At 54.7% G+C, this 12,485-nt stretch carries 12 protein-coding genes and 1 other RNA gene; 7 read left to right on the top strand and 6 right to left on the bottom strand.

All coding sequences use genetic code 11. The features are described 5' to 3' along the window. Positions 1–98: 98 nt before the first annotated feature. The 3 genes from J7395_RS06695 (at position 99) to J7395_RS06685 (ending at position 2,059) form a co-directional block, all read left to right on the top strand. Positions 99–980: a LysR family transcriptional regulator gene (locus J7395_RS06695; RefSeq protein WP_062960159.1), complete on the top strand. Its 882-nt coding sequence runs from the start codon at positions 99–101 to the stop codon at positions 978–980. Positions 981–1,024: 44 nt separating this feature from the next. Continuing rightward, entirely contained in the window at positions 1,025–1,612 is a 588-nt protein-coding gene (locus J7395_RS06690) for a DUF1801 domain-containing protein (RefSeq protein WP_209220948.1), read from the top strand. Between the two features lie 81 nt (positions 1,613–1,693). Further along, positions 1,694–2,059, top strand: a complete 366-nt coding sequence (locus J7395_RS06685) for a DUF1636 domain-containing protein (protein WP_209220947.1) — start codon at positions 1,694–1,696, stop codon at positions 2,057–2,059. 26 nt (positions 2,060–2,085) lie between these two features. On the opposite strand, the gene J7395_RS06680 is transcribed toward J7395_RS06685, so the two are convergent. Together J7395_RS06680 and nudC are read right to left on the bottom strand one after the other, a co-directional pair. Then, positions 2,086–2,877 (bottom strand): transporter substrate-binding domain-containing protein, encoded by a 792-nt coding sequence (locus J7395_RS06680; RefSeq protein ID WP_209220941.1) that lies wholly within the window; start codon positions 2,875–2,877, stop codon positions 2,086–2,088. 83 nt (positions 2,878–2,960) lie between these two features. Next, positions 2,961–3,887 (bottom strand): NAD(+) diphosphatase, encoded by a 927-nt coding sequence (gene nudC, locus J7395_RS06675; RefSeq protein WP_209220940.1) that lies wholly within the window; start codon positions 3,885–3,887, stop codon positions 2,961–2,963. A gap of 197 nt (positions 3,888–4,084) precedes the next feature. Here nudC and ffs point away from each other — a divergent pair. The 4 genes from ffs to recR all read left to right on the top strand — a co-directional run bounded on the left by ffs (position 4,085) and on the right by recR (position 7,277). Continuing rightward, an RNA gene (gene ffs / locus J7395_RS06670) (signal recognition particle sRNA small type) lies at positions 4,085–4,179 on the top strand. Positions 4,180–4,334: 155 nt separating this feature from the next. After that, positions 4,335–6,236, top strand: a complete 1,902-nt coding sequence (locus J7395_RS06665) for a DNA polymerase III subunit gamma/tau (RefSeq protein WP_209220939.1) — start codon at positions 4,335–4,337, stop codon at positions 6,234–6,236. Further along, on the top strand, positions 6,233–6,556 hold the full coding sequence (locus J7395_RS06660; RefSeq protein WP_007091823.1) for a YbaB/EbfC family nucleoid-associated protein: 324 nt from the start codon (positions 6,233–6,235) through the stop codon (positions 6,554–6,556). Before J7395_RS06665 ends, J7395_RS06660 begins: the two co-directional genes overlap by 4 nt. A 127-nt stretch (positions 6,557–6,683) precedes the next feature. Continuing rightward, the gene (gene recR / locus J7395_RS06655; RefSeq protein WP_040060315.1) at positions 6,684–7,277 is read left to right on the top strand and encodes a recombination mediator RecR; all 594 of its coding nucleotides are present in this window, start codon (positions 6,684–6,686) and stop codon (positions 7,275–7,277) included. Between the two features lie 1,243 nt (positions 7,278–8,520). On the opposite strand, the gene aroQ is transcribed toward recR, so the two are convergent. From aroQ to J7395_RS06635, 4 genes are all read right to left on the bottom strand, one after another. Continuing rightward, positions 8,521–8,970: a type II 3-dehydroquinate dehydratase gene (gene aroQ / locus J7395_RS06650; RefSeq protein ID WP_114094074.1), complete on the bottom strand. Its 450-nt coding sequence runs from the start codon at positions 8,968–8,970 to the stop codon at positions 8,521–8,523. A 27-nt stretch (positions 8,971–8,997) separates the two neighbouring features. Continuing rightward, entirely contained in the window at positions 8,998–10,881 is a 1,884-nt protein-coding gene (locus J7395_RS06645) for a sugar phosphate isomerase/epimerase and 4-hydroxyphenylpyruvate domain-containing protein (protein WP_209220937.1), read from the bottom strand. An 87-nt stretch (positions 10,882–10,968) separates the two neighbouring features. Next, complete coding sequence (locus J7395_RS06640; protein WP_062949622.1) at positions 10,969–11,619, bottom strand: GntR family transcriptional regulator; 651 nt, start codon at positions 11,617–11,619, stop codon at positions 10,969–10,971. Between the two features lie 11 nt (positions 11,620–11,630). Then, complete coding sequence (locus J7395_RS06635) at positions 11,631–12,479, bottom strand: shikimate dehydrogenase (RefSeq protein ID WP_209220936.1); 849 nt, start codon at positions 12,477–12,479, stop codon at positions 11,631–11,633. Between the last annotated feature and the right edge of the window lie 6 nt (positions 12,480–12,485).

Genomic DNA, 12,485 nt, shown 5'->3' with positions numbered 1-12,485 from the left:
GCGCAGATAATTGGCGCTGGTCGACTGGCAAACAATCGAATAGTTTTGACCAGACAGTTCAAATTTATTGATCATTATTTCTGATCAAAGGATGTTTCATGGATTCCGATCTGCTTCGAAGTTTTGTTGCGTTTGCCGAATGCGGCAGTTTCAATCGTGCGGCAGACCGGATAGGTCGCACCCCGTCGGCCTTTTCCATGCAGATGAAACGACTGGAAGATATTGTTGGCAATACACTGTTTGAACGGGAAGGCCGCAATGTTCTATTGACGGCCGATGGCATCACTTTTGTCGGATATGCAAGGCGTATGCTGTCGCTGCAGGACGAGGCCATGGGAAAGATGCGCGGGCAGGATAGCAGCCGCCCGATCCGGATCGGATGCCCGGACGATTACACCCAGAAAATCCTGCCGGTGGTACTGCGCGCCATACGCAAGACCTATCCCGATGCCAAATTCTTTATTTCCGTCAATCCGACGATATTGCTCCACCGGATGCTTGATCAGGGCGAACTTGATATATCCATCATCAGCCGATCAGAAAAAGGCGAAGAGGGATATTTCCTGCGCCATGAACCCGGTGTCTGGGTTTCGTCGCCGATCCACAAACAACATCTGGCGAACCCACTATCGCTTGTTCTGCCTGCCGAAGATTGCAAATTCCATGCTTGGGCGATTGATGCCATTTCAAAGGCGGATCGTCCTTTTACCCTGTTTGCAACGACCAGACAGGCGGCATCGTTACTGCATCTGGTGCGTGACGGACTTGGTGTAGCAGCACTTGCCGCGGCAAGTGTCACGGACGAGTTTCAGATTCTTGAAAGTCGCGACGGTTTCCCGCCATTACCCGCGGTCGGGGTAGCCCTGATGCTGTCGGATGCGTCGCATCCGCTTGTGGATCGGCAGCTTGCCGCAACGATCCAGAGTTTTGTAAGCGAATATATCAATGATGATAACTTGACCATCCGCGCAACCGGCTGATTGAATAGGGGATAGAGAAAAAAGGGTCGCCGGAGTTTCAATAAATGACGAGTTTGGCAGCAAAGGTCGATGCGCTTCTGGCGCAGGAGAAGTGGCACGAAGAACGCAAAGCGCTAAGATCAATCATTCTTGAATGTGGACTGACCGAAGATGTCAAATGGGGCAACCTTTGCTACACGTTCGAGGGTAGCAATATCCTGATGATTTACGGGATGAAGGATGATTGTGCGCTTGGATTTTTCAAGGGTGCACTGATGGATGATCCAGAGGGTATCCTTGCCAAACCGGGCGAAAATTCGCAGGCCATGCGCCGCATTCATTTCGCTTCGGTTCCAGAAATAACTGCCAAAGAAAACATTCTGAAGGCCTACATAAAGGCAGCAATCGCCGTAGAGAAATCGGGACTCAAGATCGAGTTCAGCGAAAAGAACAAGCTTGAACTTCCGGCAGAGCTTCTGAAAAAATTTGTCGAAAATCCAGATCTAGAACGTGCTTTCAATGCACTGACACCGGGTCGGCAACGGGGATACAACCTTCATTTTTCCGGTGCCAAACAATCGGCCACGCGCACATCCCGAATCGAGAAATGTGTGCCGCGCATTATGGAAGGGAGAGGCCTTCAGGATCGTTAGGCATAACAAGATGACTTGACCGGACAACGGGCAAACTGTTTGGATGCGCGTCCTGCGACCACCTTAACCTTACTGGATGCCATGACCACCAAAGCGCGCCTGAATATCTGCACGACCTGCACTGCTTCCTCGGCCGAGGGAGCTACAGATCCCCGTCATGGCCGGGAACTGTTTGATAAAATGGTCGAAAGCTGTGGCAAGCAAGATATGCCATTTGATATCAGAGCCGTCGAATGCCTGACCAATTGCAAATCGGGCTGCTCAGTTGCGCTTAGCGGGCCGGGTAAATGGGGATATGTTTATGGCAATCTTGATACCGGCATGATCGATGATCTTTGCGAACTCGGCCGTCGCTATGCCGGGACAAATGACGGTATCGTACCATGGCGTGAACGACCTGAGAGTCTGCGTCGTAACGTTATCGCGCGTATTCCGCCGCTAGACTGAATATCATGAAATTCACCGCGGAAAGGTTAGGGTTTGGAAAGGTTCTGATGCAATTCGCGCCAGTTCTTCGCAATATTTCCACTGGTGTGCAGAACGCGAATCAGGTCATTGAACTCGTTGACCGGGATCACCGATTTTTCTGACATCACAGAAACCAGATCATAGCTTGAATCGGGTTTTGGCCCGATGAATACCTGTTCGGACAGTTCAGGCTGCGCCTGAAAGGTTCGGGCAAGAAATCCTGCGGAAACGATACCAACATCGCCAGAACCAGACAGCAATTCTTCCAGTACCTGCTGTTCGTTGTAAAGCAGCGAAACATTGAAATTGTCGCGAAGATAATCCGGGTTGGAATTGAAGCCGGAAAATCCATAATGGAAACCCAGCACGCACAGAATATTGCGCGAGGTTACCTCGTCGAACCAGCTTGGCCCGGGAATGTCCCTTCGCCTTGCGACATACAGGTCATGTTCCGTCACGATTGGATCGGAAAACACAACATTCTGATCGTCCCATTCCCAATCGGAACTTTCGAGCAGAACCATATCGAACATACCCGCAGCCAGATCTCTGTATCGACGGCGCGAGGACGTTTCGACAAGTTGAAAAAAATAGGTTGATTGGATCGCGTTCAGAGCCGCGATCAGTTCGGGCGCAAATCCCGCTGGTTTATCGCCGTCAAAAAAATAGACAACGCCATATTCATAGCTGCCTACCCTGACATTTATCGGATCCTTTGCTTTGGCATCTGCTGAAAAGGCGATCGCCAAGCATGCCGATCCCATCAGATTGCCAAACCACCGAAACACTTGCTTCATCCGAAGACTTATCCTTTCTCCCACCCGTTTATTGACCGAGATGCAACGGCATTCCAAACCATCACAGTACGGTGAATACTTCTCTATATGCGTCCTTCGCACCAGTTTTCCAGAAGGTAGCGCGCAATAGAAATGGGACGGGGAAGATTGACGCCTTTTTCCGGCAGGGCGGCAACCTCGTCGCGATGCACCCACATCGCGAATTCAATTTCCTTTTCATCAATGACGATGTCGGTCGTTTCTGCCTCGGCGATAAAGCCAAGCATCAAGGACCCGGGGAAAGGCCATGGTTGAGATGCAATATAGCGTGCACGTTTGATGCGTATCCCGACTTCTTCGAAGACTTCGCGCGCAACGGCCTGTTCAAGCGTTTCACCCGGTTCGACAAACCCGGCAAGCACGGAAACCGTACCGGGGAGGAATTGCGGGGAACGCGCCAGCAAGACATGGTCATTGTGATGGATCAGCATGATTACCGCCGGATCAGTCCGCGGGAAATGCGGTGTGCCACATGCCGGATTACTGCATTGCAGACGGTAACCGGCTTCCATCACCTGATTGGGATGCCCGCATACACCGCAAAACTGATGTTTCTGATGCCAGTTGAAAATGGCGCGTGCCTGGGCCGCAAGGGCGGCCTCGTCTTCGGAAAGAGCTGCCATACGGCTACGCATATCGCCAAATCCGCCACCCAATCGACGAATGGCATCATCGCGATCAGAAATGATTGGCGCGATATCAATCGCGATGACGGCCTCTCCGCCATGTCGACCGATATAAATCCAATTTGCCCGTTCGATTTCAAGATCAAGATACGGCAAGGCGGGACCTCCGACGACAACAAGCTCGTGCTCGTTCATGTCTTCGGGCCACGCAAACAAAGGGTCGCCAGCATGGCAGATCAGAATTTTAACGCTTTCCTCGGCCAGCAGCAGTTCACGCCAGTTTTCCCGGGTGCGCAACCGGGCATCGCGATCCAGATCGGTTGCTTCGTAAAACAGCCTGTCCATTTCGGGGCAATTCCTTGTTTGGTGCCGCCAGAAACGGGACCGAGTCCCGGTACTCGACATGGCGGATCAGCATATTCAAGTGACGGGCACCGACATTAACCCGACCAAACCCGCCATCAAAGCCACGATCACGCGATTTATGAAAAAATCAAAGCCGGGCCTTGCGTTTTATGGTTCCTTGCGCGATATAGGGGGCGAGAGGCTGGCCGTGGACGGACCGCTCGCCAACCCGGTCAGGACCGGAAGGTAGCAGCCGTAACGAGTTTTTCCGGGTCGCGGTTCAGTCTCTCACCCTTTATATCCCCCCAAAAATCACACGTTTCCGCCATGCTTTGCAGCATCCTGCCTGCCATGGAATTTTGTGTGGGAAATTTCCCACTTGGTCTTTCCCATGCGGGGACGAAGCTGCTAAAACCAAAGCACATTGAAACATGCCGGACCGGATGAATGACGGATCAGATCGACAGCACCGAAACGTCAGCACCAGAAACGCCCGAGGCTGAGGCGCCAGAGCTTGATATGGAACAGGAACCCGCCGCGGCGGCACCCGTCTCTGCGCCTGCCGCAAAGGCCGAAGAAGCGCCCAAAAGCGAATATCAGGTTCTTGCCCGCAAATATCGCCCGAAAACCTTTGACGAGCTGATCGGTCACGGGCCGATGGTCAAGACGCTGTCGAACGCGCTTGAAAGCGGTCGTCTGGCGCATGCCTTTGTTCTGACCGGGGTGCGCGGGATCGGTAAAACCACGACCGCCCGTATCATTGCGCGCGCGCTGAACTGCATCGGGCCGGATGGCAAAGGCAATGCCACCATCGAGCCATGCGGTGTTTGCGAACATTGCCGCGCGATTGCCGAAGACCGTCATGTCGACGTTCTGGAAATGGATGCCGCGTCACGTACCGGTGTTGACGATATTCGCGAACTGATCGAAGGCGTTCGTTATCGCCCGACATCGGCCCGCTACAAGATTTACATCATCGACGAAGTGCACATGCTGTCGAAAAGTGCGTTTAACGCGCTTTTGAAAACGCTGGAAGAACCGCCGGAGCATGTGAAATTCATCTTTGCGACCACCGAAATCCGCAAAATTCCGATTACGGTCCTATCGCGTTGCCAGCGTTTTGATTTGCGCCGGGTTCAAACCGACGAACTGGCCGCCCATTACAAACGCATCGCCGACCTTGAACATGCCGATATCGAGGACGAGGCGCTTGCCCTGATTGCGCGTGCCGCCGACGGATCCGTCCGTGACGGCATGAGCCTTCTGGATCAGGCGATTTCGCATGGCGCAGGCAAAGTCACGACCCAACAGGTCCGTGACATGCTGGGCCTGTCAGACCGGTCGCGGATTTTTGATCTGTTTGATCAGACCATGAAGGGCGAGATCAACGAAGCGCTGGAATTGCTGGGTGCGCAATATGCGCTGGGTGGCGATCCGGCGGTGATGTTGCAGGATATGCTGGATCTGACCCACTGGCTGACGCGTGTGAAGCTGTCGCCCGAGGCGGCAAATGATCCCGGCGTCTCGCAGATCGAACGTGACCGCGGCAAGGAAATCGCCGCCAAGCTTGCCATGCCACAATTAACCCGTGCGTGGCAGATGCTGCTTAAAGGGCTGGAAGAAACCCGCATTGCACCAAGTCCGATACAGGCCGCCGAAATGATCCTGATCCGGCTGGCTTATGCCGCGGAAATGCCGCCCCCGGGCGATCTGATCAAGAAACTGCGCAGTGATCTGAATAAATCCGGTAATGCCCCGCAAGGCGGCGGTGGCGGCAATGGTGGCGGCGGACCGGGTCCGCGCATGCAGGTGGTTAATGGCGGTGCTGCGGCAGTTGCCCATGCCCGCCCCGATCCACTGGGTGAACCCGAGCATGCCCCGCAGCAGGCTTATGCGAAATTGCCGGAAACCTTCGCCGAGGTTGCAGAGCTGCTGTCGAAGGAGCGCGAAACAACCGCGCTTGCGATCCAACTTAAGAACTATATGCATCTGGTGAAATATGAACCGGGCCGCATTGAATATCGTCCTGCGCGCGGCGCGCGTGCGGATTTGGCAAGCCAGTTGATCAAAACCCTGAACAATCTGACCGGTCATCGCTGGATGGTCAGCGTTTCGGAACGCGAAGAAGGTGCGCCGACGCTTAAGGAACAGGAACTTGAGGACCTTGAACAGCGCAAGGCGGATGCATCGCTTGATCCGCTGGTCAAGGCGATCCTTGATGGGTTACCCAAGGCAAAAATCGTTGCCGTCCATCTGCCACCGGGACAGGAAGAAACCGAGGGCGAGCAGGACGAAAGCGGTTCCGTTTACGATGATGCGTTTTATCTCGAAGGAGACGACGAGCTATGAAGAACCTTGCAGGGATGCTGAAACAGGCCCAGCAAATGCAGTCCAAAATGCAGGAAATGCAGGAAGGACTTGTGGCACTTGAAATCGAAGGCCAGTCCGGGGCGGGCATGGTCAAGGTCATGCTGAACGGCAAGGGCGAGATGCGCGGCCTGAAACTCGACAAAAGCATTGTCGATCCCGAGGATACCGAAGTTCTCGAAGACCTGATCGTTGCCGCCTATAACGACGCCAAGGTCAAGGTCGAAGCCGCTGTTCAGGACAAGATGAAAGATGTCACCGGCGGGCTTAACCTGCCGGAAGGTTTCAAACTGCCGTTCTGATCGGCTGGTCTGATATCGAATTGCGGTATTGCCGCATAAATCAAAGGGTGGCATTGCGCCGCCCTTTGTTTTTGATACAAGCTATCAGAGACACCAATCAAAAGATCAACCGCAAGACGGGACCATCATGAACGGACGGGAAATCGAAAATCTGATCAAGCTTCTGTCTCGCCTGCCAGGGCTTGGGCCGCGGTCGGCACGACGCGCGGTTTTACAGATGCTGAAAAAGCCCGAAACCCTGATGATCCCGTTATCCCACGCGCTTGAAGAAACCGCCAATGCCATGACCAATTGCGGCATTTGCGGCAATATTGATGTGGTCGATCCGTGCCATATCTGCGCTGATCGCAATCGCACCCGCGATGCAATTTGCGTGGTCGAGGAAGTTCAGGACCTTTGGGCGCTGGAACGTGCCGGGGCGTTCAAGGGGCAATATCACGTTCTGGGCGGGACATTGTCGCCGCTTGATGGGGTTGGGCCGGATGATTTGCGCATCGATCAACTGATCGAACGGGCACGCGACGAAGCCGTAACCGAAGTAATCCTTGCGACCAATGCCACGGTCGATGGCCAGACCACCGCACATTACATCACCGAACGCCTGATCGAAACCGGGGTCAAGGTTACACGCCTGGCGCACGGGGTCCCGGTTGGCGGTGAACTTGATTACCTTGATGACGGCACGCTGGCCGCAGCCCTTCGATCACGCAGCGCAGTTTGATCACAAACCGTTCATGAAAACAGAAAGGCAGCATTCAATGCTGCCTCAGGATATTGATAAATATACCTTTTCGGTCACGCAAAGCATCGACCGGGACTTTTTTCCGGCTTTTTTGAAAAAAAGTTCTTGATTTGTTCTTTTGGTTGTGGCATAAAGATAAAGTCAACAGGACAAATGGGTCCGGAGACAAAACCCGCAAAGCGTGATTCGCTTTTGCGGGTTTTTGCGTTTCGGGCGGCAAAACAGGAATGGGATGATGATGGGGCAGCGATCTGACGGGATGACATGGCGGGGGTGGTATCGCCGAAGGGACGTTAACGGCGCATGGAAAAGTCATTACGGCGGTGGTGTGTTCGTGCCGTAAGGCTACGCGAAATTTGCGAAAAACGGGTGTTTATCATGACGGGAGAAATGTGTCCTTGGGGCAAGGGCGTTTGTTCGGGGCTGGGATAGCCGGGGCGAGGTGAAGCTGGTTAGGTCCAGCTCAGTCCAGTCCGGGTCCAGTTCGGGGCCAGTCCGGTCAGTGAAGCGTGACAATGCCGAGAATCAGCGGGCCCGAATTGCGCCCGGATTGGATCGGCACGGGGTCGGCTGGCCGGGTTGCCTGGGTGGCTGGGTGGCTGGGTGGCTGGCGGGGAGCGGCTGGCAGGATCGGTTGTCAGCGGGCCGATGGTGCGTCGGACATGCCGAAAGGCCGGTCATCGATGGCGGGATTTGTGTGCCTGCCATTCGGCAACGCTGTGGCCCTTGGGGTGAGGTGCGTTTTGGGGCAACCGAGAGCGAGCGTCGTTCGGGGCAGCGGGGGCCGTCCGGGGCGTGGTCCGTCCGGTCGGTGGCGTTTGGCGATGCCGGGAGCAGAGGGGTTGGTTGGCTGGCGGGATTGGTTTGGCGATTGACCAAAACCGTCATTCCGGGCGAAGCGCAGCGCAGACCCGGAATCCATGCCCCGTTGAAAGAGACTGGATTCCCGCCGTCGCGGGAATGACGATCTGGTTGGGAGGGCTTTGTCAGCGGCCCGTGGTTGGCTGGCGGGGTTGGCTTTGGCGATTGATCAAAATCGTCATTCCGGGCGGAGCAGAGCGCAGACCCGGAATCCATGCCCTGTTGCAGGAGACGGGATTGCCGCCCCGCTTTCACGGGGACAGGCTTTGCGGGAGTGACGATCAGATCGGGTATGCTTTGTCAGCAGTCTGAGGCAGCATTCAATGCTGCCTTTGTTGTTTCGGACCCGGGCACCATCACCCTATTTGGTCTGCGCAATTTTTTCCGCGGCAAGACGCGTTGCCAGTTCATAGCCATAGGCACCGGCACCTGCCATCACGGCATTGGCAACCGGACTGATCCAGCTGTGATGGCGGAATTCTTCACGGGCATGCGGGTTGGAAATATGCAGTTCGATGATATAGCCATCGAATGTTTTCAGCGCGTCATGAATGGCCGCCGAGGTATGGGTATAGGCCCCGGCATTGATGATGATCGCATCTGATCGTTGCCGTGCATCATGGATGAAATCGACAATGCTGCCTTCGTGGTTAGACTGTTCAAACCGGACAGAAACCCCCAGCGTTTCGGCAAGGGATGCGCATTTATCCGCGATACTTGCCAAAGTGTCATAGCCGTAGATTTCCGGCTGACGCTGCCCCAGAAGGTTAAGGTTCGGGCCGTTAATGACAAGAATTTCCGAAACGCTCATGGTTTCCTTATCCCCTGAAATGTTTGCTTATTTCGACGTCTGACTGCGCCGGTTCATACGGGTTTGCGATGCCAGCCTGATCGGCGCATTGGCCGCACCAAACCCGCGATAATCACGACGTTCAACCAGTTCAAAGAAGAACCGGTTGGCGAAGGTCTTGGTATAGACCTGAAAATACTCGCCGTCATCATCACGATCGTAAAGGATGTTGGCAGCTTTCAGTCGATCCAGAAGATCGGGATCAAGCCCGAAGCGCGCCTCGATGTCATCATAGTAATTTTCCGGTATTGGCAAAACTTCAACACCATTTTTCCGGCAAAAATCAACGCTAGCAAAAATATCACCACTTGAAAGTGCGATATGCTGCACGCCGCTTCCAAAGAATTCGCTTAGGAATTGTGAATGCTGGGTATGGGGGCTTTGCGATCCGTTCAGGATCAGCCGCACACCACCATCATCACCCTGAACCACCTGACTTTGTACCAGACCACCGGGATCGGGCACATCGACCGTTGGCATTTTGCCAAGGTCAAAGATCGACGTGAAATACAGCACCCAGGTCAGCATTTCCTCGTACTGCATCGAATAGGAAACGTGATCGACCGATTTCAGGTTGGCGTCATTTGCCGGTTTGCCTGCCGGTTCCGATGCTTCGAACTCGACATCCCAGATGCGCGCCAGTTCGCTTTGATCATCAAGGAAATAAACCAGACTGCCACCAACACCGCGAATGGCGGGCATTTCGATCTCGCCCGCCCCCACCGGCTGGGTAAAGGGCGACGCCAGCAACGATTGCGCGCGTTTAAGCGATGCATTTGCGTCATCAACCTTAAGCCCCACCGCACAGACCGACGGGCCATGCACGATGTTATAAGAATGCGCAAAGCCATCCTTGTCGCAGTTGATGACAAGATTGATATTGCCCTGCTTCCACCATGTGACGGCCTTGGATTTGTGGCTGCCGCGTTTTTCAAAACCAAGCCCGGCAAACAGGGCGGCAAGCTTTTCGGCGTTTTCTTCTTCGACCGCGAATTCAACAAACTCGACATTGCGGGCATGCGCCTTTGGCGGCAGGGCAACCGCCTTTTCCCCAACTTTTACACCATCAATGCCATCACCCAGATAAATCAGCGAACGCAAACCATCCTTGGCAACGTTTTTGGTCGAGCTTGACCGGAATTGATCATTGAAGATTTCAAGTGATAGCGGCCCGTCATACCCGGTTTGCGCCAGATTGCGCATGAATTCATCGAGCGGAAAATCGCCCTGTCCGGGGAAACACCTGAAATGGCGGCTCCAGGATAACGGGTCCATTTCGAGGATCGGTGCATCTGCGACCTGCACAAGAAAAATCCTGTCGCCGGGGATCGATGCAATCGCATCAAGCGGCACCTTACGTGCCATGATATGGAAGGTATCAAGCACCAGACCGACATTGGGGTGATTGGCGCGCCGCACCACTTCCCAACTATCGCGATAGTCGCTGATATGTTTGCCCCAGGACAGGGCTTCGAATGCGACGCGAAGGCCGCGCTTGGCCGCGCGATCGCCAAGTTCGGCCAGATCCTTTGCCGCACGGTCAAGCCCGCCAAGTGAATGCGGTGAAACATTCGAACAGACCATCAAAAGATCGGTACCCAGTTCTTCCATCAGATCGAACTTGCGTTCCGCACGCTCAAACGCACGGGTACGCTGGGGTTCGGGCATGCCTTCAAAATCGCGGAATGGCTGGAATGTCACCAGTTTCAGACCAAGGTCACGAATGGTCTTGCCAACATCCTCGGGGGAGCCATCAAAGGTCAGCAGATCATTTTCAAAAATCTCGACCCCGTCGAAGCCAGCGGCGGCAATGGCATCAAGTTTTTCCTGAAGATCGCCCGATAGCGATACGGTCGCGATGGAAGTCAGCATTTTATCCCTCCGGGATGGTCGTGTGGTATCACGGCGCACAGGTTCGGAAGGACGGCCAGGCGGAAACCACCCGGCAAGATCATGCGATCAGTCCTGCGAACGGCGCCGATAGGTTTCAATGTGGTCGGTCAGTTTTGCCAGCGCGGCATTCTTGTCGCGCGCCAGCGCCAGATCGCAAATGCTGCGATGTTCATCGATGATGTCTTCGGCACGGAAACCATGCGTTTTCAGTTCGATCACCACATAGCGGCGGAACTGGTCAAAGATTTCGCGATGCATCCGCATATGCAGATCTGATCCGCAGGCCGAGATCAGGGCCTGATGAAATTCGCGATCATACTGGCTCCAGCGGACGGTCAGTTCACGGCTGTCCTCGGTCAGCATCCGTTTTTCGATCGCGGAAAGTTTGTGATGGGCGGCCGCAACGCGGCCCTCCCACTCGACATCCCCGGCATCGATAGATTTCCCAAGCCCATCTGTTTCAAGCAGCAACCGCATCGCGGTCAGTTCCTTGAAATTCGAGGGCGATGTTTCGACAACCCGAAAACCTTTCTGGCCTTCGACAAAAACAAATCCCGACGCGACAAGACGATTCAGCACTTCGCGGAGCGTATTGACGCCGGCATTATAACGGTCACGCAGCGCATCAAGCTTCAGCTTCACGCCCGGCTGGAGTTCGCCATACAGGATGTCATCGCGAATTTCGTTATAAACTGTCTCGGCAACTGTGCTGCTCATGGACTTTCCCCTTACCCCGTCAATGCCTCGGGATAGGCATTGAAATATTCGATCCGGGCAGCATCACCGTCGATCTGCGCACCGCTGAAAACCTCGAATGCTTCAATACCCTGAAAAAAGAACAGTTCAAAGCCGGTCATGACAGAAAGCCCCGCCTTTTGCGCGGAATGAAGGAACGCGGTTTCAACCGGCGTGTAAACCGCATCAAACGCCCATTTCTGTCCGCCCAGCAAGGCAGCATCAATCGGACTGCCCGGATACTGGTTCATGCCGACCGGGGTGCAATTGATCAAGCCGTCCGCATTGCGGATCGCATCGGAAAGATCGGCCTCCGCGATAAAGGCAACGTTGGCCCCGCCTGCCTTCAGGGTCGCAACCAGCTCATGACCGCGGTCGGCATCCTTGTCATGGATAAGGATGCGGTCCGCGCCAAGCCCGTGCAATCCGAAGGCAACCGCAAGGCCAACGCCACCAGCCCCCATCTGTAATACCGTCCCCGGTGCCTGATCGCCAAACTGCCCGCGATAGCCCCGCATGAAACCGACATAATCGGTATTGTCCCCACGCCAGCCATCTTCGCGGAACACCACCGTATTCACCGCACCAAGGGCTTCGGGCAGACGTTTACGGCGCTGGATCAGTTTGCGAGCTTCGGTTTTGTAGGGATGGGTGACATTCACCCCGGCATAACCAGCCTTGGCACAGACTGTTAGCTGCCCGATCAGATCAAAATCGGCGATCTTTTCACTGTCGAGATAATCATAGGTCACGTCAATTCCGCACATCCGGCCAAGCAGGACATGCAGTCTCGCTGACTGGCTACGCGATATGCCTTTACCGATAAGACCGAGTTTCAACATGGGGCG

Source organism: Thalassospira sp. A3_1, assembly GCF_017744215.1.
Lineage (GTDB): Bacteria > Pseudomonadota > Alphaproteobacteria > Rhodospirillales > Thalassospiraceae > Thalassospira > Thalassospira lucentensis_A.
This window is presented reverse-complemented; position numbering and strand designations above follow the sequence as displayed.

What these genes read in the sequence shown, in the direction of transcription:
- J7395_RS06690 (WP_209220948.1), top strand. Translation starts at nt 1,025, where the DNA reads ATGACGAGTTTGGCAGCAAAGGTCGATGCGCTTCTGGCGCAGGAGAAG.
- J7395_RS06640 (WP_062949622.1), bottom strand. Translation starts at nt 11,619, where the DNA reads ATGAGCAGCACAGTTGCCGAGACAGTTTATAACGAAATTCGCGATGAC.
- recR (WP_040060315.1), top strand. Translation starts at nt 6,684, where the DNA reads ATGAACGGACGGGAAATCGAAAATCTGATCAAGCTTCTGTCTCGCCTG.
- nudC (WP_209220940.1), bottom strand. Translation starts at nt 3,887, where the DNA reads ATGGACAGGCTGTTTTACGAAGCAACCGATCTGGATCGCGATGCCCGG.
- J7395_RS06680 (WP_209220941.1), bottom strand. Translation starts at nt 2,877, where the DNA reads ATGAAGCAAGTGTTTCGGTGGTTTGGCAATCTGATGGGATCGGCATGC.
- J7395_RS06695 (WP_062960159.1), top strand. Translation starts at nt 99, where the DNA reads ATGGATTCCGATCTGCTTCGAAGTTTTGTTGCGTTTGCCGAATGCGGC.
- J7395_RS06635 (WP_209220936.1), bottom strand. Translation starts at nt 12,479, where the DNA reads ATGTTGAAACTCGGTCTTATCGGTAAAGGCATATCGCGTAGCCAGTCA.
- J7395_RS06645 (WP_209220937.1), bottom strand. Translation starts at nt 10,881, where the DNA reads ATGCTGACTTCCATCGCGACCGTATCGCTATCGGGCGATCTTCAGGAA.
- J7395_RS06685 (WP_209220947.1), top strand. Translation starts at nt 1,694, where the DNA reads ATGACCACCAAAGCGCGCCTGAATATCTGCACGACCTGCACTGCTTCC.
- J7395_RS06665 (WP_209220939.1), top strand. Translation starts at nt 4,335, where the DNA reads ATGACGGATCAGATCGACAGCACCGAAACGTCAGCACCAGAAACGCCC.
- aroQ (WP_114094074.1), bottom strand. Translation starts at nt 8,970, where the DNA reads ATGAGCGTTTCGGAAATTCTTGTCATTAACGGCCCGAACCTTAACCTT.
- J7395_RS06660 (WP_007091823.1), top strand. Translation starts at nt 6,233, where the DNA reads ATGAAGAACCTTGCAGGGATGCTGAAACAGGCCCAGCAAATGCAGTCC.